General features: G+C 43.8%; 16 protein-coding genes. 9 read left to right on the forward strand and 7 right to left on the reverse strand.

Going from position 1 to position 23,334, the window contains the following annotated elements:
- Positions 1-109 precede the first annotated feature (109 nt).
- The 3 genes from AK822_RS06465 to AK822_RS06475 all read left to right on the forward strand — a co-directional run bounded on the left by AK822_RS06465 (position 110) and on the right by AK822_RS06475 (position 8,133).
- A complete protein-coding gene (locus tag AK822_RS06465) occupies positions 110-808 on the forward strand; it encodes a response regulator transcription factor (RefSeq protein ID WP_060490996.1) in 699 nt (232 codons plus the stop codon).
- 14 nt (positions 809-822) lie between these two features.
- The gene (locus AK822_RS06470; RefSeq protein ID WP_060490997.1) at positions 823-2,478 is read left to right on the forward strand and encodes a sensor histidine kinase; all 1,656 of its coding nucleotides are present in this window, start codon (positions 823-825) and stop codon (positions 2,476-2,478) included.
- 417 nt (positions 2,479-2,895) lie between these two features.
- Positions 2,896-8,133 carry a YadA-like family protein gene (locus tag AK822_RS06475; protein WP_060490998.1) on the forward strand — a complete coding sequence of 1,746 codons (5,238 nt, stop codon included), beginning with the start codon at positions 2,896-2,898 and terminating at the stop codon, positions 8,131-8,133.
- A gap of 263 nt (positions 8,134-8,396) precedes the next feature.
- Here the strand turns inward: AK822_RS06475 and AK822_RS06480 are convergent, their stop codons facing one another.
- Together AK822_RS06480 and maiA are read right to left on the reverse strand one after the other, a co-directional pair.
- Entirely contained in the window at positions 8,397-9,578 is a 1,182-nt protein-coding gene (locus AK822_RS06480) for an acyl-CoA dehydrogenase family protein (RefSeq protein ID WP_060490999.1), read from the reverse strand.
- A gap of 369 nt (positions 9,579-9,947) precedes the next feature.
- On the reverse strand, positions 9,948-10,595 hold the full coding sequence (maiA, locus tag AK822_RS06485) for a maleylacetoacetate isomerase (RefSeq protein ID WP_205628077.1): 648 nt from the start codon (positions 10,593-10,595) through the stop codon (positions 9,948-9,950).
- Positions 10,596-10,737: 142 nt separating this feature from the next.
- Between maiA and AK822_RS06490 the strand changes: the two genes are divergently transcribed.
- The gene (locus AK822_RS06490) at positions 10,738-11,625 is read left to right on the forward strand and encodes an IclR family transcriptional regulator (RefSeq protein WP_228139073.1); all 888 of its coding nucleotides are present in this window, start codon (positions 10,738-10,740) and stop codon (positions 11,623-11,625) included.
- Positions 11,626-11,720: 95 nt separating this feature from the next.
- On the opposite strand, the gene AK822_RS06495 is transcribed toward AK822_RS06490, so the two are convergent.
- The 5 genes from AK822_RS06495 to AK822_RS06515 form a co-directional block, all read right to left on the reverse strand.
- On the reverse strand, positions 11,721-12,773 hold the full coding sequence (locus AK822_RS06495; protein WP_060491001.1) for a TRAP transporter substrate-binding protein: 1,053 nt from the start codon (positions 12,771-12,773) through the stop codon (positions 11,721-11,723).
- 146 nt (positions 12,774-12,919) lie between these two features.
- Entirely contained in the window at positions 12,920-13,495 is a 576-nt protein-coding gene (locus tag AK822_RS06500; RefSeq protein ID WP_060491002.1) for a VOC family protein, read from the reverse strand.
- 113 nt (positions 13,496-13,608) lie between these two features.
- The gene (gene fahA, locus AK822_RS06505) at positions 13,609-14,910 is read right to left on the reverse strand and encodes a fumarylacetoacetase (RefSeq protein WP_060491003.1); all 1,302 of its coding nucleotides are present in this window, start codon (positions 14,908-14,910) and stop codon (positions 13,609-13,611) included.
- Positions 14,911-15,163: 253 nt separating this feature from the next.
- The gene (locus AK822_RS06510) at positions 15,164-16,360 is read right to left on the reverse strand and encodes an amino acid aminotransferase (RefSeq protein ID WP_060491004.1); all 1,197 of its coding nucleotides are present in this window, start codon (positions 16,358-16,360) and stop codon (positions 15,164-15,166) included.
- 165 nt (positions 16,361-16,525) lie between these two features.
- The gene (locus AK822_RS06515) at positions 16,526-17,455 is read right to left on the reverse strand and encodes a LysR family transcriptional regulator (RefSeq protein ID WP_060492202.1); all 930 of its coding nucleotides are present in this window, start codon (positions 17,453-17,455) and stop codon (positions 16,526-16,528) included.
- A gap of 145 nt (positions 17,456-17,600) precedes the next feature.
- On the opposite strand from AK822_RS06515, the gene hppD reads away from it, so the two are divergent.
- The 5 genes from hppD to AK822_RS06540 all read left to right on the forward strand — a co-directional run bounded on the left by hppD (position 17,601) and on the right by AK822_RS06540 (position 23,202).
- Positions 17,601-18,701, forward strand: coding sequence for a 4-hydroxyphenylpyruvate dioxygenase (hppD, locus tag AK822_RS06520; protein ID WP_045447873.1), 1,101 nt, complete (start codon positions 17,601-17,603; stop codon positions 18,699-18,701).
- A gap of 199 nt (positions 18,702-18,900) precedes the next feature.
- Positions 18,901-19,854, forward strand: a complete 954-nt coding sequence (gene phhA, locus AK822_RS06525; RefSeq protein WP_060491005.1) for a phenylalanine 4-monooxygenase — start codon at positions 18,901-18,903, stop codon at positions 19,852-19,854.
- Positions 19,855-19,980: 126 nt separating this feature from the next.
- Positions 19,981-20,322, forward strand: coding sequence for a 4a-hydroxytetrahydrobiopterin dehydratase (locus AK822_RS06530; protein ID WP_060491006.1), 342 nt, complete (start codon positions 19,981-19,983; stop codon positions 20,320-20,322).
- 92 nt (positions 20,323-20,414) lie between these two features.
- Positions 20,415-21,803 (forward strand): Na+/H+ antiporter NhaC, encoded by a 1,389-nt coding sequence (nhaC, locus tag AK822_RS06535; RefSeq protein ID WP_060491007.1) that lies wholly within the window; start codon positions 20,415-20,417, stop codon positions 21,801-21,803.
- Between the two features lie 634 nt (positions 21,804-22,437).
- Positions 22,438-23,202, forward strand: coding sequence for an ABC transporter ATP-binding protein (locus AK822_RS06540; protein ID WP_060492203.1), 765 nt, complete (start codon positions 22,438-22,440; stop codon positions 23,200-23,202).
- Positions 23,203-23,334 lie beyond the last annotated feature (132 nt).

A 23,334-nucleotide genomic window follows, 5' to 3' on the forward strand; every position in this document is an offset into this window, starting at 1 on the left:
GGTTACGAACATTTATGAAGTATTAAGAAAGGTAACGTTTATAGCGAATCGATAAGCAATTGACTGATAATATGGCTCATAAAGCGATCTAACGCTTAAGGAGAAAGATGTGCCACACATACTACTAGGCGATGATGACGAAGAATTGACCCAGTTATTACAAGAATACTTGCACAATCATGGGGTGACATGCGACTGCGTTCACGATGGTGAGGCTGTCATACATAAACTCAAAACTGCGAGCAATAATGTGCTTAATGGCACTGCTGCTTATGATTTGCTGGTGTTAGATATTATGATGCCAAAAATCGATGGATTGAGTGTCTTGCGTCAATTGCCCAATATCAGTGATATCCCTGTCATCATGCTGACCGCAAAAGGGGAGGAGATTGATCGTATTATTGGGCTTGAACTTGGTGCTGATGATTATATTACCAAACCCTGCAACCCTAGAGAGCTGCTGGCACGTATCAATGCCGTCATCAAACGTACCAGCGCAGCGACATCAGAGCATACGCCGCTACCAGAGAGCCGTTTGCATCTGAATCAAAACCAGAGGCTTTGTCAGATAGATGGCATAGAGTTACAAGTGACGGGGACAGAATTTGATTTATTGGTTGCGCTACTGAAACAAAAAGGTGAGGTGGTGAGCAAAGCATGGCTGTCAGAGCATGTTTTACAACGTGAATTACAACCCTTCGACCGTAGCCTTGATGTGCATGTCTCGCGACTCCGCAAAAAACTCCAACCTTTTCATGATGAGCCGATCAAAGCGGTTCGTGGTAAAGGTTATCAGCTGGTATTGTAATGATGGACTCATCGATGAACGCTTCCAAGAAAGCTATTAGCCATAAAAGGCTTAAGCAAACCCCAAAGTTTAAAGTGCGAATCACACTGTTTTGGCGTTTGTTTCTAAGTCTATTATTAACAATTATAATCACCTCTATTTTATCGATCATGGTGGAGCGTTGGCTGGTCGAAAAAGCACTAACGGCTCGCATGAACGTACAAACTGATAGTTTATTGATTAAGCGTCAAGAAATGGTTGAGGCATTAAGAGCGGGTGATTTAAGTACAGTTAAGCAGATGTATCGTCAGGACCGTCAACTCATGAATCAGATAAGTGTTTACGATGAAGAAGGGGCGATTATATTTCCGCGTTATCGCAATAGAGATGAGCGTAGGCAAAAAGGTATGCAGGGTAGTCGGCGTGAAGTAGGGCAACTATCAATGCAGCCATCAGTGCAATCAATGGCAGATCAGCCCAGTGTAGACAATAACAGGACTAACCGTCACGATGATAATAATAAAATGTCGAATGATAAGTCATCATTCTTAAACCATATTCTGCAACCGATGATGCCAAATAGCGCTACGCTAGCTGATTTCGACAGTCGCCCTGAGCTGGCTGATGTGACGGTCGTCTTACCAGATGAGCAGTCTGTCATTATACAGTTACGTCCGCATTTGCGTTTTGCTGATGTTATGGCGCTGCAACGTGGCAATTTTCCCATACGTTTGCTATTTATTCTCGTTTTTAGCGTCTTGGTTTGTATTTGGCTGAGCCGTACAATGACTCAGCGTATCCGCCGTGTACAAAATACCGTACACCGTCTGATTGATGGCGATTATCAGACCCATCCAGACCTATCAAAAATGGGAGATGATGAGCTTGGTTTACTCGCGAAAGATGTGGCTAAACTATCAAAACGGTTGGCTGAGAGTGAGCTGGCACGCAAACAGATGCTCAGTGATATCTCGCACGAGCTACGATCGCCACTGGCGCGTCTAGACGTTGCGACTGAGCTGACTCGCGACTTTGCACCGAATGCCAGTCGTTATCTCGACCGTATAGATAAAGAGTCAGCGCGGATGAATGAGTTGATTGAGCAAATCATTCATATTCAATCTCTACAAATGCAGCAATATACCATCGACAATATAGAAAACGAAGCGGTTGATATTTCTGACATCATCAGTGAGATTGGACAAGACGTTTGCTTTGAGTTTCAGCATAAAAATGTGCGTTGGCAATGGCAGCCGAGTCACACACCTATGACAGATTCTTTATCAACGGCTCACTCAGCCACTCCTTGGACTGTGCTTGGCAACCAAGAACAGCTACATAGTGCACTTGAAAATGTCATCCGTAACGCTTTTATGCATACTGCCTCTGATTCGACGGTCATTGCTGACATTAAGAAAGTGGAGATGGAGGGCAATAAGCCAGCACTTCAAATCAGCATCACAGACGAGGGTGGCGGTATTGCGGATAATGACTTGGCGCGTATTTTTCAGCCCTTTGTACGGCTTGACTCGGCTCGCCATCGTGAAACGGGGGGCTATGGTTTGGGGCTGGCAATCGTTCATGCCGTGGTAATGGCACACAAGGGTCAGATTCATGTCTATAATCGCCAAGATGATATCCAAGGGCTGGTGATGCAAATAACATTGCCTGTTAACTCTGAAGAGGACTAAGAGCAGCATAAAGTGGCGAACACGCGCTTAAAACATCTCTAAAGTGTGTGTATAAGCGTGTGTTTTATTAAGTTTCAAAGCGGATTATTTCAAAAAAGTGGGAGCATTCAATATAAGCAAGGAGCAAAAAACATCTATATATTCATTTTTTGTTATATAAATAGATGAACGGTAATAAATGCCAGACGAGCGGCATTGTCTCTCTCTATATATTCGGTAATACTAATATATAGAGAGAGCGATTAGGGCTTTTCAAGATAAAAAGTGTTATTTGTTGGTTAACAAGATAAATGACGAACAAAAAACATTTAATCGTTATCCGCCGATAACGTGTTTTATTTTGTGATATCGACTCTCTGCAAGATGGATATTATCTCTGATTTTTAAATCTGACCAGTCTGTAAGGGAGTGCACACTATGAACCGCATCTATAAAGTAATATGGAATGAAGCCTTGAGCTGTTTTACCGCAGTTGGTGAATATGCAAAGGGGCGCGGCAAATCTTCCAAATCTAGCGTGAGCGCAAACGCGACCATCAATACGACTTCTAATCTTTCTTCTACCCAATTTTTCCGATTATCTACGATCGCCATAGGGATGCTGGCGGCTGGATTTACAATGTCACCGCAAGCTTTTGCACAAGTGAATGTCGGCGGTGGTACGGGATCTGGTACGGCAATTTCTTCTTGTAATACAAACAGTACTGAGGCAAATGCTGAAGGCAGCTATTCGGTTGCCATTGGCTGTGAAGCGGACGCTGGACAAAACTTCAATCTGGTCGATAGAGGCAATCCGTCGTTTACTTGGACGGGTGGTTCACAAAACAACTCTGGTAGTACCGCCATTGGCACTGGGACAGAAGCCGGTGACGTCGCTACTGCTCTAGGCACTCAAGCAAAAGCTATTGGTCGGTCATCTGTGGCAATTGGGGCGGCAGCATATTCTAATGGGAATACCTCGTTAGCGCTTGGACGTCAATCGGCAGCGACTGCTGACTTTGCTCAGGCTATTGGTAACGTCTCCTCAGCAACGGGTCAAGGCTCTCTTGCTGTTGGTCATTCAGCACTTGCCTCAGGCAAACGTGGTATTGCGATTGGTTCAACTGATTTTGAAAATGCAGGTACAGTGGCCGATCAAGCAAATGTAGGTTATAGAGCGAATGGACAAACTCAAGCAGTTGGCAGTGATACGATTGCCTTTGGTAGTAATGCAAAAGCGACTGCTGATAACAGTCTTGCTTTTGGTGTCGGCTCTCGATCTAACGCAGTAAATGGCATCGCATTAGGTTCAAACTCTATTGCAAATCGTGCTGGTGGTGCCAGTGGTTTCGTGCCAGTAGGAGCAGATAGCTCAGTCATCCAAGCGACGGACAGCGTTACGCTTGGCGCGGTCTCTGTAGGAACAGGAGCAGCGGGTGGCAACCGTCAGATTGTAAACGTTGCAGCAGGCAGTAGTGCTAGTGATGCTGTCAATGTGGCTCAGCTAACGGGGCTGTCGAATACTGTCGCTAATAATAAAACTAAGTATTATAGCGTAGACTCAACCGCTATCGGTAATGCTAATAACGACGGAGCGACAGGTTATAACGCCATGGCGCTGGGCGGAAATGCAAAAGCCACAGGCAGCCAAACTATTGCGATTGGCAGCTCAGAATTTGGGCAACAGACGATGGCAAGTGGTGAGCAATCGATTGCTATCGGTGCTAATGTCGTGTCTAGAGGGGCATCGTCTATCGCAATAGGCGGTGATGATCTAGATTTTGCATCGAAAACCAATATCGATGGTAGTCCGTTGTCACCATTAAATAGTGGCACAGTTAACGATGTTTTCAAATCCTACGTAGGTAAAGATTTGGTAGAAACCAATCAGTACGATGTCAATACCGAAGCTGGAGGTGCTGCGTCGATAGCCATTGGTGCAAAATCGCTGTCTAAAGGTGATCTGTCTACAGCCGTTGGTGTTCATTCCAATACCTCGGGAACGGCTTCTTCAGCGTTTGGTGTTGGCGCATCAGCGAGCAAAGACGGTTCAGTCTCTTTAGGTGCAGGCTCAACAACAGCAACAAGTGCAAGCTCTGAAAAGACGATGACAGTTGGTGGCGTGGTATATGATATCGCCGGTAATGTCATTGATGATAAGGGCATGCTACGAGAGGGTGCGCAAGTATCCGTGGGCGTAGTAGGATCTGAGCGTCAGATCAAAAACGTCGCTGGTGGAGCTGTCACTGCGGCTAGTACAGATGCCGTGAATGGTAGTCAATTATATGCGACCAATGAAGCTGTCGGAAATAATACCACGACTATTAACAAAGGCTTTGCGCTAAAAGCCGCTGATGGTAATACAGTACAGAAACCATTGGGACAAGCCGTTGAGGTAGTTGGCTCTAACAGCAACATCGACACCCGAGTAAAAAATGGCAAAATCGAAGTCGAGCTCAATGACAACTTAAACCTAGGTACAACAGGCAGCGTTAGCACTGGCAACTTATTAAACGGCACAACGGTCAATGGTCTAGGTATTGTCACTGGCGGCGTGCTCACTGGCGTCACTACCGTTAGTGGTGCAGGTGTCACGGTAACGGGTGGAAACATATTTAACCCTACCAATGCCACGTTAACCAGCAATGGTCTGACCATTTTAAATGGTCCAAGCATCACCAAAAGCGGGGTCAATGCGGGTAATAAGAGAGTTATTAACGTTGATGATGGGGTTAACGCAAAAGATGCGGTGAATTTTAGTCAGCTAGAAACGACTAATACTAATGTTACGACCAATACTAACAACATCTCAACCAATACTACCAATATTGGCACCAACACTGACAATATTGCTAAAGGCATCAAGTTTAATGTGAATGATGCAAGTAGCGGCGGCACTCTCAAAAAAACCTTCGCCTTGGGTGAAGAAATTAAGTTTGATACGGACAGTAATTTAACCACCACTGGCTTATCAACGGGTGATGGAATCAAACTTGGCTTAGCCAACAACTTAACAGGTCTGGATAGCGCAAGCTTTAATAGCGGCGTTAGTATCTCATCTACTGGTATCAATGCCAACGACACCCAGATCAAGGGAGTAAAAAGCGGTGGTAATACAGTAACCAATGCAGCAAACATCGGTGATGTACAAATGGCAGCCGCAGGAGCGAGAACCAAAGTAGTTAAAGGTACGAATGTTGCCAGTGTTGACTTTTCAACCGATAGCGATACTGGACAGGATGTCTATACTGTCAATGCCAATGGCACCAGTGTTTCTACTGCAGATGCTAATGCACTAACAGTTAGCACTAGTGTCAAAGATCCTGATACCAATATCACCGACTATCAAGTTGATCTAAGCGAAGGTAGTAAGGCAAGCTTGGTAAAAGCTGATAGTGCGATGCAAACGGTAGTGACACAAATCAATGGTGCTGAAGTCAAAACTCTGGATAAAGACAATAATACAGCCAACTTTATTACTGGTGACAATATTGTCTTGACCGCTGACAATGGTGGTATCAAAGTTGCTACTGCTGCCGATTTAGTCTCAACCAGCTTGACCACAGGAACTACAGTCGTCAACGCTGATGGTGTCACATTCACGGGTGGGACTAATCAAACGGTCAGACTCAGTAATAGTGGGCTGGACAATGGTGGCAATCAAATTACCAATGTCGCTAACGGTACAATAGCCAGCGATGCCGTAAACTTTGGTCAACTACAAGCCACGACCACGACCATCGATAAAGGCCTCGACTTCGATGGTGACACGGGTACTACCGTTAATCGTCAGCTTGGTGACAAGCTGGCAATCAAAGGTGGCACGACCGTGGCAAGTGACTTGTCAAATGGCAACAACATTGGCGTCGTTGCTGACGGTACCAGCACATTGACCGTGAAACTTGCGAAAGATTTAACTGGTCTTAACAGCGCAAACTTTGGTAGCGGTGTCAGCATCTCAGCCAATGGTCTGAACAATGGTGGCAATAAAATTACTAACGTTGCAGAAGCGACCACAGGTAAGGATGCGGTAAACTTCGACCAATTGTCAGCAACCAATAGTCTCGTGGCCAAAGGCATCAAAATCGGTGATGGCAATAGTGCCAACGACCAGCAGTTTGCTTTAGGTGATACCATCAACGTCACTGGTGATAGCAACATTACGACGACAGCCTCGGCAACGGGTGTTCAGGTGAAACTGAATAACCAGTTAAATTTAGGCAATGAGGGTAGCATGCAGATTGGTAATAGCATTATGAATAGTAATGGCTTTACCTTTACTGGTAATGGTCTGGGTAAAACGGTTAGACTGAGCAGTAGTGGTCTTGACAATGGTTTTAACAGAATCACCAATGTAGCTGCTGGTATTGCAGATACAGATGCGGCGACTGTCGGACAGTTGAACGCCACGACGTTTGCCCTTGATCAAGGTTGGGGACTAACGGCTCAGGGTGATGTTGCCACTATGATCAAACAAGGCAGCGCCATCGATTTGAACAGTACAGATGGTAATATTAAAGTGTCTAGATCAGCGGACAATAATGTTAGTCCTGGCCTACTTGCTGCTGCACCATTGGCAGGCGTCAATGACATTAGCTTCGATTTAAATCCAGACCTGAATTTAGATAGCGTAACGACGGGTGATACCATTATGAATAATAATGGACTGACTATTACAGGTGGACCTAGTGTCACCAAAGCGGGTATCGATGCTGCTGACACTAAGATTACAAACGTTGTGAATGGCGATGTCTCTGAAGGTAGCAAAGATGCTATCAATGGTGGTCAGCTCTATGCACAAGGTAGTGGCATCAGTAGTATCATTGGCGGTGAGACAGTCTACAATCCTGTAGATGGTACCTTTACCAATAGTAATATTGGTGGTACTGGTCAAAATAGTATCGACGGTGCGATTGCTTCTATTAAGCAAGGAGAAGTCGTTATCAATGAAAACATCCAAGCCAACACCACCAATATCCAAACCAATACCACGAATATTGCCACTAATAAAACAAACATCGACACCAATACGACTAATATCAAAGTGAACAAGGATAAAATAGATGCGGGTCTCAATTTTGGTGCTGATAGCGGTGCTACCATCAACAAACCAGTAGGCGATGGCAGTGTCCTCACCTTCACAGGTGGTAATAACATCACCACAACAGCAGCAGGCAGTAGTATTAAGTTTGATCTAAACGGTGATATTAATATCGATAGCGTCAAAACTGGCAATACGACAATCAATAATAATGGTGTCAGCATTGTCGGTGGTCCTAGTATGACTGCAAGCGGTATCAACGCCGCTGGTAACAAGATCACTGATGTGGCTGATGGCATGGCTCCCAGAGATGCTGTGAATATGGGTCAATTAGATGCTGTTAGTCAAAGACTTGGCAACAACATGAATGAGCTAGGTTATAAAATTGGTGAAGTCGAAGACGATGCAAATGCTGGTATCTCAGCCGCCATGGCAATGTCTTCACTACCGCAAGCTTACATCGCTGGTAAATCCTTAATCGGTGGCGGTATAGGAACGTACAATGGGGAAAGTGCAGTTGCTATTGGCTTCTCGAAGTTATCCAATGATGGTCGTTGGGTCATGAAGGTAAACGGCACCGCTGATACCCAAGGTAATGCTGGCGGCTCGATTGGTGCAGGCTTCCATTTTGATTAAATCAATCAAGCCTACTATCAAGTAAAGTGATTTGTTAGTTATAAAAATTAGTCATAAAAAAGCAAGGCATCAGATGCCTTGCTTTTTTGCGACATGAGCATGAAGACGTTTTCAGCGTGATGATTTGGTAGTCACTATTTGGTAATCACTATTTGGTAATCACTATATGATTTTTACCAATGATTTGTTTCTCTTTGGCTCAATAGCCAAGCGATAAAAAGCCCTCACTCTATGAGGGCTTACTTATTTTTATAAAAGCAATTTTATACTCTGAACATAGCTGCATTTGGGGTCAATCCGACATAAGCCATGCCAGCTTGCTCCATCCAATGTGGCTGCACGATACCATGTTGTAAAATAGCATGAATGTCTCGATGCGCTCTTTCTATTCTATGTTTTTTATATAGCGAGACCGTACCAGCGACCGCATAAATCTCCGATACCATGGCTCTGGCTTCTCTCGCTGCCTCACAGGCTGCTGCCCACACATCAGCCAGCTGTATATCGGTAAAGGCATTCTGTTGCTGTGCTTCGTTCCATAATACCTCTACGCTATTGTGTAGTTGTGCGCACCTAGACGCTAATAGTGTTTTGCTTTTAGCAATAGTCGCTTGTACTGCTGCACGATCACGCAAATCTGGGCTTTTACCGGGCGTTACTTTCTCAAGGCAAATTTGGATTAACTCATCTGTCGCTGCTTTTAAGACACCCAGTGCCATCGCTGCACAGCCAGCGGCATTAATACAGCCGATTGGTAGGCGGCTATACGCATTATCGATGGCGGCAGGGCTATCAAAATCGACCGCATAACGTTCCTGCACAAACGCGTCTTTGATGACGATGTCATGACTGCCTGTACCATTTAGTCCACCAACATGCCAAGTATCAATCACTTCCACATCTTCTTTTGGAATAAAGAACAGCTTTAAATTTGCACCCGGTCCAAGGGTCGTAGGCGAGCCTTCAGATATTACCAAGCAGCGCAGCACAAACCAGTCTGCCAATTCACAACCTGATACTAATGTCCATTGACCTGAGACCGTATATCCTTCAGCGGTTTGTTTAGCAATCCCTTCAGGGCGTGCTGAGTTGGCATAGACATGAGAGGGGTCACTATATATCTCCTTCATGCTAGGCTCGTCTAAAAATCGTCCAAATGTGCAGGCCAAATGATTGTTCCAAACGATCCAAGCAACTGAGGCTTCAGCACTGGCTAGCGTCTCATAAACCTTTAACGTTTCCACAGGATTGCCTTGCCATCCTCCCAACGATTTTGGCAGTCCCATCCTAAATAACGACAACTCTGACAGTTTTTTGACCACTGTCGGTGCAATTTTTCTACAGGTTTCTGTTTCTTCTCTAGCCGATAGGGCTAAATCATAAATATCTTGAGCGGCATGGGATGGTAGAGCGTCTTTGTTATTTGATAAAGGTGTATAACTCATAATATCCAACCTTATTTTAATGTATAAAACAGTATGTTTATCTAAAATTAATTCTAAATTTGAGATATAACAACGCCTATACCAAGAATAGCCAACAGTTGACTGCTATACAACCAATAATTTGAATATATTAAATATTATATTGAGATAAAAAGTGGAAGTGATGATTCGATGAAATATTGAATGCTGTATTTGGCTTAAGAGTATCGATGCTTTGTCTATTTTCAGGCAGTCATTCGCTTTGATTGCTTTGTCTGAGCCCTGAGCCCAGCAATTATAAGGGCGTTTTGTTATTAAATTCTCTAATCATTTAATTTTCTAGTCATTTAATAGCAAAATACCCTTACTGAAAGCACTCTGTTTGATTGTTTATTGAGACTTGGGCGCATCAGGCTGCATGCTAGGATCAGCGTCAGCAAAGGCTTTGAGCGTACGGCAATGCGTGTCAATTTCGACGATATTGGGATAAGCACTTAAATCCACGTTAAAACGTCGCGCCGAAGAGACCTGAGGAATCAAATAGCAATCTGCAAAAGTAGGGCTGTCACCGTAGCAAAATTTTCCACGGCTTTTGTCTTTTGCTAGTATTTTCTCTAACGCCGCAAAGCCCTCACTCATCCAACGGTTGCACCACGCCATGACTTTTTCTTCGTCTACTGCCAGCTCATTGCGTAGGTATTGTAAGATACGGCGGTTATTAATAGGATGAATATCACAACCAATCATAGCGCTAATGGCTCGTACTTGCATACGTCCAGCCGCGTCTTTAGGCAATAGCGGGTTTTTAGGATGAACCTCTTCTAACCATTCTAAAATGGCTGGGCTTTGATATAGTAATAAATCATCTGTCTGTAAAACAGGCACCAATCCTTGTGGATTGAGTGATTTAAAGGCATCTGCTAACTGCTCATCTTTTGCTAAATTGACCGAAATATAGTCATAATCTAAGCCTTTGAGATTCATCGCGATACGAGTACGATACGAGGTGCTGCTGCGAAAGTAGCCATAAAGTGTCATCATTGTGAATTCCTTTTATTATGGTAGGTTGTGAATGAGATAAGCAGTTATAATTAATAATACGAAATGTATGTTATACAATTAAAGAACTCTTATGACGTTACCTCTTCATTTCAGTTTTTCATGAATATATTAGATTAATATGCCAAGTAAATTACTCATTGAGCAAAACATGCCAGCAGCTGAAAACCCTTTAGAAAATCCCGTGACAACCAATAAAAGTCAAAGTGGCGTCCAGTCACTGGAGATTGGCTTGTCGGTATTAGACGTTCTTATTGATCATAACGAGCCGATGATGCTAAAAGATATTGCGCAAGTGATGCAAATGCATCCAGCAAAGTGTCACCGCTATTTGGTCAGTCTCATTCGTAAAAACTATGCGCGTAAGCTTGATGATGGTCGCTACGGGCTAGGCGATAGGGTTAACACATTGGCAGCATTGGGGCACTCTGTATTTAGTCAAAACAATATTTTAGAGCGGCTGACGCACATCGCTAATGAAATCAAAGACACCCTGAATTGCGGTGTGCAGATTGCCAAATGGTTTAGCGAAGGTCCTATTATTATTCAGTCCGTTGAACCAGATAGCCCGATTAGTATTATCACTCGTATCGGTTCACGTATGCCGCTGACGACATCGGCGACGGGGCAATTATTTGCCAGTTATCAGCCAGATGCCGTCATTCAGCCATTGGTCACAGCTGAATGGCAGACAGACAATGAAGCAATAATCACAGAAAAATGGCAGAATTTCAGTCACTTGCAAGCCAAGATTCGTACCCAAGGCTATGCGACAGTGACGGGTGATATGCTCATGGGTATTAATGCCATTACCATTCCTGTCATATTGCCGCCGTTTGTTAATAGCGCTGTTAATCTATCTGCTGTTAGTGGCAAAACTGCTAGCAAAGGACTACCCCTAGAATATGCCATCACTATCATTGGAACGACACAGCAATTGCCTATGAGTGAGAAACACAACGTGGTTGAGCAAATTCTAGCAATCGCGCAGCGTTATCAAATTGCGTAGCTGGTATTTTTACTATATAAGTTTTAAGCATATAAATTGACCGGCTATCGCGTAAATGGGGTTTTGTCCGAATATCATTTAATGATATTCACCCTTTAGACCACACAGGCGCTACTGGCAGCTTTTGCTTTTTCGTATACATTATTAGCATCTAGACCAGTGGCATTCACTTCATCTAGATAGTGCTGCGAGCCTTCCATTAATGGACCTTTCCAGTCTGGGTCATTGAGTGGGTCAGGAATATCGATCATGATATCGCCTTTTTCTTTAGCGGCAGCCATTGCTTTGGCGTTACTGACGTCAAATACTTTGGAGACACGTGCTGCCATCTCCGCCCCTGAATTGTCATCAATCACTTTTTTGAGATCATCAGGTAAGTTGTTATATTTCTCTTTATTCATACTGATAACAAAAGTAGAATTATAAAAAGGAATGTTGGTGTGCGTATTGATTAACTCATCAAGACGAAATGCTTGAATGGGCTGCCAAGTAAAGCTGAGCCCGTCAATGACACCGCGCTGAAGCGAGGTATAAGTATCACTGGCAGGCATGCCAACGGGCGCAGCGCCAGTCGCTTCGATAATGTGGCTAGCAACGGCAGAAGGTTGGCGAATACGCAAACCTTTCATATCAGCTGGCGTGCGAATAGGCTTATCTACAGTATGCAGCGCACCTTGTCCAGTGCCTATCAGCGCTAGTAGGTGAGTATCTTCGTACTCGTCTTTAATGACACCATCATCATACAGTTTATGAAGTATGCAGCTCTGCTGCTGTGCAGTATTTGTGATACCTGGCAGCTCTACAATTTGAGTTAAAGGAAATCGCCCTGCTGTATATCCTTGCGCTTGCATACCAATATCAACGATACCTTTCGCGGTAGCATCATAGGTAGCACCCGGTTTGCTAAGAGTAGCAGAAGGGTAGATCTCAATCTTTAAGCGGCCTTTTGATTCTTCTTCGATTTTCTTTGCCCATGGCTGCAATGCTTCAGTGTTTATGTTGTCATTGGCAGTCATAAAGTGTGAGAATCTTAGAGTAGTCGCATCGCCTGTATCTACATCAGCGTTTATTGCTGGGTCATTATTAGAGCAACCAGTCATTGCGATCGAGGTCGCTAAGAGTATTCCTAAAGGGGTTTTTATTTTCATCATTGAATCCTTTCATGATGGTTAGATATTGTTCGCTACCTAGGACGTATCATCAATTAGTATATTGATACATTTAATGGTCTTAAAATGATGGTACGCCCTAATTAGTCATATAAAAAGAGATAGCGAACACAATAACAGGTCAATCACTCACCGACAGGCGCGACTTCTCTTGCTTCAGCCAGTTCCTCTGCATGTAAAAACTGGGTATGCGCCGGTGCGCGTTTGGTAAGTGACCATTCTTCTAACATCTCATACTTCATGGCTTCAGTAATCATCGAGACTTTTTCTTCTGAGGTAATATCATCGTAGGTGAGTTCCATACGATGGCCATTAGGATCAAAGAAATAGATAGAATGAAAGATACCGTGATTGGTCACGCCGACCACATCAATACCATTTTCTTCTAAATGCTTTTTTGCTGCCATTAAGGCATCACGGTCTTTTACCTTCATGGCTAAGTGTTGCACCCAATTTGGGGTATTCGGATCAAAACCCATTTCAGGCTGATTGGGCACTTCAAAAAACGCCAATACGTTGCCATTACCAGCATCTAAAAATACATGCATATAAGGATCAAAGGCTTTGGTCGAAGGCACGTGGTCTTCAGCGAATGCAAGGATGAAGTCCATGTTTAGGTATTTTTGATACCATTCAACGGTTTCTTTAGCGTCTTTGCAGCGATAAGCCACATGATGGATTTTTTCAATTTTAAAGCTCATATCAAACTCCTTTTGATAGGGAATGCAGTGAGTAATAGGCTGCCAGTACCAATTGACTATAGGTCGATGGTTGCTTGGCAGCTCAAAACCACTATGCTCACATTTTTTCTAGACTATTTGTCAAAATCAAAGTTAAGCGCGGGCAGTACTTTGCCGCGTACTTCACCAAACCCGACACGAATGCCGTCTTTTTCGCTATAGCCTTTCATGATTACTGTGTCGCCATCTTCAATAAAACTGCGGGTCTCGCCGCCTTTTAAAGTGACAGGTTTGGTCGCATTCCAAGCAATCTCTAACATTGAGCCATAAGAATCTAGTGTTGGTCCTGAAATCGTCCCTGAGCCCATCATATCGCCAACTTCCACTTTACAGCCAGTGATGGTGTGGTGGGTGAGCTGCTGCGCCATTGACCAATACATGTGCTTGAAGTTGGTCTCACAAACCACAGTGGCGCTATCTGAGTTTTCAGGCAATAACTCAACTGATAGATTGATGTCATAGCTATTATTGCTGTCTTTTTCGTTTAGATATGCCAATGGTTTTGGCTCTTGAATCGGGCATGCTGTTTTAAAAGGTGCCAACGCATCCATAGTCACAATCCAAGGCGAGACTTCAGAAGCAAAGGTTTTGGCATTAAATGGCCCTAAAGGCACGTATTCCCATTTTTGAATGTCACGGGCTGACCAGTCGTTGAGCAAAACCATGCCAAAAATATGCTCAAAGGCACTGTCTACTGCAATTGGTTGACCAATGCTATTACCTTTACCAACCACAAAAGCAGTCTCAAGCTCAAAATCTAAACGCTTGCAGGCTGAGAAAATAGGGCGGTCGTCAGCGTTTGGCTTTAATTGACCAGACGGGCGTATCACCTCAGTGCCACTGACGATGACGGTGCTGGCGCGTCCGTTATAGCCGACTGGCATTTCAGTCCAGTTAGGTAGTAGGGCGTTGTTTGGATCACGGAACATAGTGCCGACGTTGGTGGCGTGTTCTTTAGACGAATAGAAATCGGTAAAACCTGGGACGTGAACAGGCAGATGCATGGTGACGTCTGCTTGCTTCAACAATACCTTTTTCTGCAAGTCTTGATTATCACGCAAGGCGTCGCTGACACTAGATAGGAGGGTTTGGATGGTTGAGCGTGCTTGAGTCCAATTGTCTCGACCTGAATCAATAAAAGCGTTTAGCGTTGGTTGATCAAAATATGGACCGCCCTCTAAGCTCAGTAAACCTTCTGCTTCGAGCACGGCCAAATCCAATACGTACTCACCGATAGCCACACCAGCTCGGCGTTTGTTATTATCAGCAGCGTCTTTGGTATCACTAAAAATACCATAAGGCAGGTTATGAATGGAGAAGTCAGAATCAGCGGCGATATCGATAAAGGATGTGAGGCTGTTGTCAATCTTTGACATAGGTTGCTCCTTGCTAAAGCATATAATGAATTACGTTATAATTAACTACTTACGCATAATGTAATTTATCAAAGTGGAGATTGCAAGGGTTTTTGTGCAGTGTTTTTTTAAAAGAGATGTGATACTAGGGACGTTGATGTTCTTTGGTAAAACAAATAGGAAAAACGCAGGACATAAAAAAAGGCTGAGCACTCGCTCAACCTTTTTGTGAATCGCTATTACTGACTACCGCACCGTTTTAATGCGTGCTCACTCAGTCTTTCAAGACGTCTGCCATGGCATTGGCCACATAGTCGATGTTGCTGGTGTTCAGTCCAGCCACACACATACGTGAGTTGGAAATCATGTAAATGCCAAACTCGCTTTGTAAGCGTTCGACTTGCTCAGGCGTCAAACCAGTAAAGCTAAACATGCCGTTTTGACGGGTAATATAGTCAAAGTTGCGGTTCGGGATTTTGGCTTCTAACACTGATTTTAGCTGTAAACGCATGGCTTTGATACGATCGCGCATCGCATAAACTTCGCCAACCCATTGCTTATGTAGTGCTTCGTCGTTCATGACGATATCGACCACACGACCACCATGTGATGGCGGGCTTGAGTAAATACGGCGTACGGTAGCATTCAGCTGACCGAAGACGCGCTCTGTCTCGTCAACCGTTGGACAAACAACTGATAGACCGCCGACACGCTCACCATATAGTGATAAGTTTTTAGAGAATGAGTTGCTGACAAACAATGGCAAGCCCATATCGACAGCTTTACGAATCGCATAAGCATCGCTGTCCATGTCTTCGCCAAAGCCTTGGTAGGCAATATCCATAAATGGAATCAGTTCGCGCGCTTGAATGACGTTCAGCACGGTATCCCATTGCTCACGGGTCAAATCTAGACCTGTTGGATTGTGGCAACAAGGATGCAGCAAGATCACATCATTTTTGTTCAATGTCTCAAAAAACGCAATCATTTCATCGAACTTGATGCTGCTGTTGGCTTTGTCGTAGTACGGGTATTTACCCACTTCGACATCAGAGCCTTCAAAAATGGCAATGTGGTTGCCCCATGTTGGGTCACTCACATAGCATTTAGATTGTGGGAACCATTCATGGATGAACTCAGCGCCAACTTTTAACGCGCCAGAACCGCCGATCGTAGCGATAGTAGCGACCAAACCATCTTTTAAAATCTGCGCGTCTTTACCGAACAGTAGTTCCTGACAGCCTTTACGATGTCCTGGTAAGCCTGCCATCGGCAGATATGGACGCGGCGCAATAGGATCGGCAATGCGTTCTTCGGCTGTTTTTACACAGTCAAGTACGGGCAATACACCATTTTCATCATAATAAATACCAATGCCTAAATTGACCTTTTTAGGATTGTTATCTGCTGTATATTTTTCCATCAGCCCTAAAATTGGATCACCAGCGTAATAGTCGATACGTTCAAACATGTTGTTTCCTTATGAAATATAAATCAAGCCGCCAAAAATCATAGAGCAAATTGACGGTGAACTCAATATGAGATTCAATTATCTTGCATAATTAATAAAATAGTTGATTGAAACCATTGTGTATCAAGGCTTTTTAAGCACCGATCATATCTGTGTCAGCGATACTTAAGTATGCTGTAAGTCATTAAAATGACTGGAAAAATAGCTCTGCAAGAAGTCTTTGAAAGCAATGGTAGCAGGCGATAACGCACGAGAAGAACGCTGATAGATAAAAAACTGCCGCATTTTAACGGGTTGTGCCAGCGGCCTCATTTGTAAGCCATTGGCGCTAACCCAGTCGATGACTTCGGGCATATAGGGCAAACATAAGGTAATGCCGAAGCCTTGACGGGTCATCTCAAGCGCGGTGGACATAAAATTGACCTTGTAACGTGCCTGTTGGATATGGCTGGCGATCTGGTCATCCAACTCGGTTGTCACTTGTTCAATGAAAGGGCCTTGCAGCGTGATGAGAGGAATGTCTAATAAATCCTGCCACGTTATTTCATGTTTTTGTGCCAGCGCATGGTTGTCAGGCATCACCACACAAAATGGTAGCTGATATAACAAATCGGCATTGATATCGTCCTCAGCCTCCATAAAACCAAGCTCAGTACCGACACCCAAATCTACTTCAATGTCCTGAATATGTCTGAGTAAGTTTTCTGCTGAACAATCTAATAACGATACGCCAATCTCGGGGTGTTGTTTGGAGAATTGGGCGATGACCGCTGGCATAGAGGAGGCTGCAAACTGCGAAACAGCGAGTCGGACTTGACCTTGCGCCAAGCTTGTTAAGCTGCTCGCCTCATTTTCAAACAGCTGCATCTCATTCAATATACGCCGTGCTTGCGGCAATAAATGCCGTCCTACTACCGACAACGACAACTGGCGGGTAGTACGGTCGAACAGCACAATACCGAGGCTGGACTCTAGCTCTTTAATCAAGCCGCTAACGGCAGATTGGGTCAAATGCATCTGATCGCTGGCACGGGTAAAACTGCCATTGTCAGCGACTTGGATGAAAGCGGTTAATTGGCGAATGCTGATATTCATAAGTAAACCTGATAAATAAATCATAAAAAACAATTAGTCTTATAAATGAACCTAATCTAATATAAATACATCGTCAATAAGAATTATTGATTGAAGACATTTTTTATTGCATTTTTACCACCAATTGAAATTAAGGATGATTACAATGGCAGATTTATTTGACAACCCAATGAGCCTAAATGGGTTTGATTTTGTTGAATTCGCCTCACCTCAACCGGATGCGGTCGACGCACTGTTCAAACAGCTTGGCTTTGCCCATGTCGCCAACCATCGCTCAAAAGATGTGGCGCTATACCGTCAAGGTGACATCAATCTTATTCTAAATCGTGAACCAAAAAGCGAAGCCAGCTATTTCGTTGAAGAGCATGGTGCTGGTGCTTGTAGCATGGGCTTTCGTGTGCAGAATTCTAAAAAAGCTTATGAGCGTGCCATCGAAATGGGCGCACAGCCAGTAGACGTACCAACTGGTGTGATGGAGCTACGCTTGCCTGCTATTAAGGGTATCGGTGGCTCACTGATTTATCTCATCGATCGTTATAAAGATGGTGAGTCTATTTATGACGTCGATTTCGAGTTTTTTGCTGATGTAGACCGTCGTCCTGTCGGGCATGGTTTTAAAGTCATCGACCATTTAACCCATAACGTCTACCGTGGTCGTATGGCCTATTGGGCAAACTTTTATGAGCGCATATTTAACTTCCGCGAAATCCGCTTTTTTGACATCAAAGGTGAATATACGGGTTTGACCAGTAAAGCCATGACAGCGCCTGATGGCAAAATCCGTATTCCATTGAACGAAGAGTCAAAGCAGGGCGGCGGTCAAATCGAAGAATACTTGATGCATTTCAACGGTGAAGGTATTCAGCATATTGCTTTAGCCAGCGATGATTTGTTTGCCAGCATCGACAAGTTAAAAGCAGCGGGTATCCCGCTCATGACCGCTCCAACTGCGACTTACTATGAAATGCTGAGTGAGCGTCTACCAAATCATGGCGAAAATGTCTCTGAGCTACAGATGCGCGGTATCTTATTAGATGGCACCACTGAAGGCGGCACACCGCGTCTGCTGCTACAAATTTTCTCTGAAACTATCTTAGGTAGCCCTGTTTTCTTCGAGTTTATCCAGCGTAAAGGTGATTACGAAGATGGCTTTGGTGAAGGTAACTTCAAAGCCCTATTTGAATCCATTGAGCGCGATCAAGTCCGTCGTGGCACGGTTGGTCAGCCAGAAACTGAAACACCGTAAGCGCCTCTACATTTAGGGAAAAATCCATAAAATAAATGGGCAGGGCAAAAGGAGTTTGTCTTGTCCCTAATAATCACTGCGCTCTGTAATGCCATGTGTTCAATGCGATGACTGGGCTATGGTTCAGTCATGATTGAAAACGACTAGCAAAATTCAGAGTGCCATTCAGAGCGCTAATGGCAATAAAAGGAATACAGGCATGGAACGCCTACCACATACGAATTCTGTTAATAAAGCTATCGGTGCCAACAGCGTTGCTTGCAAAACGCTAGGCACTGATGCCAGTCACGATAATTCTGCTCATAAAAAGCAGGATTCTATGCCTAAAAAACAACCTTACGTGTCGCATCAGCCAGATAGCCATGGTCATATTCACTATAGTGATGATGAAAATGGTATGTGGCAGGCATTGCTTGAGCGTCAAGCCGAACAAATACCTAACCGTGCCTGCCCAGCCTATCTAGACGGTTTAAAAAAACTGAATTTGCCCGTTACGCGTATTCCGCAGCTGCAAGATATTGATGCAGTATTGCAAGCCACCACTGGTTGGCAAACTGCCGCTGTCCCTGCATTAATCAGTTTTGGTAAGTTTTTTAAATTGCTTGCCAATAAATCCTTTCCAGTGGCAACTTTTATCCGTCGATTTGATGATATGGACTATATTGAAGAGCCTGATATTTTTCATGAAATCGTTGGACATTGTCCGCTTTTGACCCATCCTGCCTTTGCGACGTTCAATGAAACTTATGGCAAGTTGGGTCTTAATGCCACTAAAGAAGAACGGTGGTTTTTGGCACGGCTCTATTGGTTTACCATCGAGTTTGGTTTGGTGGGACAAAATAAAGGCAGTCGCCGAATCTATGGCGGAGGCATCTTAAGCTCACCGTCTGAGACGGTGTATGCACTCAATGCTGGTTCTGAGCAGCAAGCAGAACCTCAGCATCAACCGCAAAATCAACCAGAGCACCGAGCGTTTGACTTGCTTGATGTGTTGCGTACCCCTTATCGTATCGATCATATCCAGCCGATTTATTATGTCATTGATGATTTGGATACATTATTTGATATCGTCAATAGCGATATCATGGGAATGGTCAAACAAGCCATGTCGCTAGGATTGTTCGAGCCTAGTTATGCAGTAAAAAACGCCTAATGCATGGTTAAGACAAACGGCATCATTTGAATGATGTAGTCGTAAATGACAGCGTCAACATGGACGTAACTGTATTAAACATAACAGTATTAAAAAAACGAATAGTTAACATAAAAGGACATTATAATGACGACATTATCACAAGCCAGCTGTGAGGTGTGCCGCATTGGCGCGCCAACGGTCAGCGACATCGAAGCACAAGAGCTATTACAGCAAATTCCAGATTGGTCATTGATCGAGGTTGATGGCATCAAGCAATTACAACGTCCATATAAATTCAAAAACTTCGTCAAGGCGATGGAGTTTGCCAACCAATTAGCAGACATCGCCGAAGCAGAAGGGCATCATCCTGGCATATTGGTAGAGTGGGGCAAGGTGACGGTTACGTGGTGGTCACACAGCATTAAAGGTCTGCATCGCAATGATTTTGTCATGGCAGCTAAGACCGATAGTCTGCTGGATCAATAATGAGGGTAGCAATCGCTATTGCAACTCATTAAACTTGTCCGACTCAAAGCCAACCCTAACGCCAGATTTGACTGGCAAGCTAAGGATGTGTGATGCCTCCAAAAATATTAACCCAAATTTCACCTCAACTGGCATTTATGATTTCTGCCATTGTCATCGCTATTATGGGCGTTACCATGATAGGTTTTGGCTGGGTACCGCATTTATCATTGATACTCGCTATTTGTGTCTTGCTAGGCATTGGTCTGTTTAAAGGCTTGACCTTTGATGACATGCAAGCGCAAATGGCATCGGGTGTCATGCGTGGTATCGGTGCGATCTATCTATTCTTCTTTATTGGCTTGATGGTCGCCGCTTTAATGATGTCTGGTGCTATTCCAACGCTGATGTATTTTGGTTTTCAGTTGATTTCACCAGAGTATTATTACATTTCAGCCTTTGTATTGACCTCCATTATTGGTATTGCATTGGGCAGTAGTTTGACCACCGCGGCGACATTGGGCGTGGCTTTTATTGGTATGAGTAATGCCTTTGATGCCAACGTGGCGATTGCGGCTGGTGCGGTGGTCTCAGGGGCGTTTTTCGGTGATAAAATGTCGCCGTTATCAGACACCTGTACCATTGCTTCATCAGTGGTGGGTATTGATTTGTTTGAGCATATTCGCAATATGATGTATACCACGGTACCAGCGTGGATACTCACGGTCATTATTTTTTGGTTTTTCTCTGGGCAGACCGCAGGCTCTGACTTGAGTCAAGTAACCGTATTGCAAGGTCAGTTGATTGAAAGTGGCTTGGTACATGGTTATGCGGTATTGCCATTTGTGGTACTGGTTGGGTTGGCGGTTTTTCGTGTCAATGCGATTTATACGATTATCTGTACCATTGTGGCAGCATTGATTATTACTTATTTGCACAGCTCGCCGAGCTTTGGACAATTAGGCGGCTATTTATTTGCAGGCTATGCACCGGCTGAATCGTTAGAGCTGGGTGAAGTCGGTGGTATGCTATCGCGCGGCGGTGTGCAGAGTATGTTCTTCACTCAAGCGATTGTGATATTGGCACTCAGTCTTGGTGGCTTGCTCACAGCATTGGGTATTTTGCCAGCACTGTTATCAGGGATTAAAGACACCTTAACCACATCAGGACGCGCCATATTTGCCGCTGCCATGTCTGCTCTGAGTATTAACGTGCTTATTGGCGAGCAGTATTTGAGTATTTTATTATCTGGTACTGCCTTTCGTCCGACGTTTGAGCGTTTGAATTTACATCCTAAAAATCTGTCTCGTACCATTGAAGATGCAGGTACGGTCATCAATCCTCTAGTGCCTTGGAGTGTGTGCGGTGTGTTTATCAGCCAAGCATTAGGCGTGCCTGTGCTTGATTATCTGCCTTATGCGTTCTTCTGTTATTTATCGCTGTTACTAACGATATTGTTTGGTTTTACGGGAATTACCATCAGCCGCCTCAAGAATCAGTGACCCGAAAAACTTTTGTCTCTAAACTCTGCATTAAAACGCTAGGGCTTGAGTCTTCTAAGACAACACAACAAGCCCTAGTTTTTATTTATACCCTTGCAATCATTTGAGACAAGCTGATGGATGTGGAGCATGATATACCAGATTTGTAGCTTGCTAAGTTGAGTAGTAGGTGCTGTACAGGGGATTAAAAACGTTTGTTCAAGAGATTGAGCAGACGTTTTTTTGTGTCTTTCAATAATACTTGTACAGCCATTGTTTCGGCATAGATAGTCGTTACTGACGTTGGTACTAGATAGCTCTTTGGTGGTTAAAGAAATAAAAGCGACTAAAAAACCAATTAGCTTATCTCAACTTATTGAAGTGTTCTTCATTGAGTTGAGTAATGGTTTGTGCGAGTTCAAAAATGATTAAGAGGATAAAAGTGATAAAGAATTATGCTTGTATTTAAGGGTTGCGTGTCACAGATAAAAGAAAATCGGTCGTATATATACTTATCAAGTAACAGCGTATGGGAATAAAAAGAATGGCATTTTAAGTTAATGATAATTGTTTTTATTATCGTTTACGAGTAAAATCGGTTTTTATTGGCTGTCCAATATAAACACAACGATTTAAATTAATGATGAGTACAGATATGTTACGTGCAAACCAATTGACCATCAGTCGCCAAGGTAATACCTTACTAGACAATGTAAGCTGTGAGATTGATAGCAACCAATTGGTCGCTTTGGTTGGACATAATGGTTCAGGAAAATCGACTTTAATCAAAGCGCTGGCAGGCGAGATGATAAGTAATGGCGGTAGTATCAGCTTGGATGAGCGCCGTATCAGTGATTACAGTAGCAAAGCGCTGGCGCGACAAATGGCATATTTGCCACAGCAACTACCAGAAGCCGCTGGGTTTTCAGTACGTGAGCTGGTCATGTTAGGACGTTATCCGCATCAAAAATGGCTGCAAAAGCCCAACCAAATAGACAAAGATAAAGTAATAGAAGCCATGCGCATCACCCAAACAGAGGCGTTCGCTGACCGCATTACGGCCACGCTTTCAGGTGGCGAGCGCGCTCGCGTTTGGCTTGCTATGTGTCTGGCACAAGACACCAGATATTTATTACTTGATGAGCCATTAGCCGCGCTTGATATGCACTATCAGCTTGAAGTTATCCAGCTTATCCGTCGTTTGGTGGATGAGCAGGGCTTGAGTGTGGTTATCATTTTGCATGATATTAATTTGGCCGCGCAGTATGCCGATCGAGTTATCGCCTTAAAAAACGGTCGTATTTGCCATAACGGTGATATCGGCAGCACCATGCAACCGACAGTATTGCACAAGATTTTTAACGTCGATATGCAGCTGCTTAGTCATCCTATAACGGGGCAGCCAGTCGCTGTTGCCTAGTAGGGCATATCATCAATGTGAACGAAAATGAATAAGTAGGCTAAAAATGGTTAAATTTTTATAACCATTTTTAAAATGAGGGCATGCCCTAGTATTTGTTTCATCTTTTTCATTTCTTATTTTCTCTTATTC

It is taken from the genome of Psychrobacter sp. P11F6 (assembly GCF_001435295.1).
GTDB lineage: Bacteria > Pseudomonadota > Gammaproteobacteria > Pseudomonadales > Moraxellaceae > Psychrobacter.

Bases quoted from the DNA above. Each gene is read 5' to 3' on its own strand.
- AK822_RS06470 (WP_060490997.1), top strand. From the start codon at position 823: ATGAACGCTTCCAAGAAAGCTATTAGCCATAAAAGGCTTAAGCAAACC.
- AK822_RS06475 (WP_060490998.1), top strand. From the start codon at position 2,896: ATGAACCGCATCTATAAAGTAATATGGAATGAAGCCTTGAGCTGTTTT.
- AK822_RS06480 (WP_060490999.1), bottom strand. From the start codon at position 9,578: ATGAGTTATACACCTTTATCAAATAACAAAGACGCTCTACCATCCCAT.
- maiA (WP_205628077.1), bottom strand. From the start codon at position 10,595: ATGACACTTTATGGCTACTTTCGCAGCAGCACCTCGTATCGTACTCGT.
- AK822_RS06490 (WP_228139073.1), top strand. From the start codon at position 10,738: ATGCCAAGTAAATTACTCATTGAGCAAAACATGCCAGCAGCTGAAAAC.
- AK822_RS06495 (WP_060491001.1), bottom strand. From the start codon at position 12,773: ATGAAAATAAAAACCCCTTTAGGAATACTCTTAGCGACCTCGATCGCA.
- AK822_RS06500 (WP_060491002.1), bottom strand. From the start codon at position 13,495: ATGAGCTTTAAAATTGAAAAAATCCATCATGTGGCTTATCGCTGCAAA.
- fahA (WP_060491003.1), bottom strand. From the start codon at position 14,910: ATGTCAAAGATTGACAACAGCCTCACATCCTTTATCGATATCGCCGCT.
- AK822_RS06510 (WP_060491004.1), bottom strand. From the start codon at position 16,360: ATGTTTGAACGTATCGACTATTACGCTGGTGATCCAATTTTAGGGCTG.
- AK822_RS06515 (WP_060492202.1), bottom strand. From the start codon at position 17,455: ATGAATATCAGCATTCGCCAATTAACCGCTTTCATCCAAGTCGCTGAC.
- hppD (WP_045447873.1), top strand. From the start codon at position 17,601: ATGGCAGATTTATTTGACAACCCAATGAGCCTAAATGGGTTTGATTTT.
- phhA (WP_060491005.1), top strand. From the start codon at position 18,901: ATGGAACGCCTACCACATACGAATTCTGTTAATAAAGCTATCGGTGCC.
- AK822_RS06530 (WP_060491006.1), top strand. From the start codon at position 19,981: ATGACGACATTATCACAAGCCAGCTGTGAGGTGTGCCGCATTGGCGCG.
- nhaC (WP_060491007.1), top strand. From the start codon at position 20,415: ATGCCTCCAAAAATATTAACCCAAATTTCACCTCAACTGGCATTTATG.
- AK822_RS06540 (WP_060492203.1), top strand. From the start codon at position 22,438: ATGTTACGTGCAAACCAATTGACCATCAGTCGCCAAGGTAATACCTTA.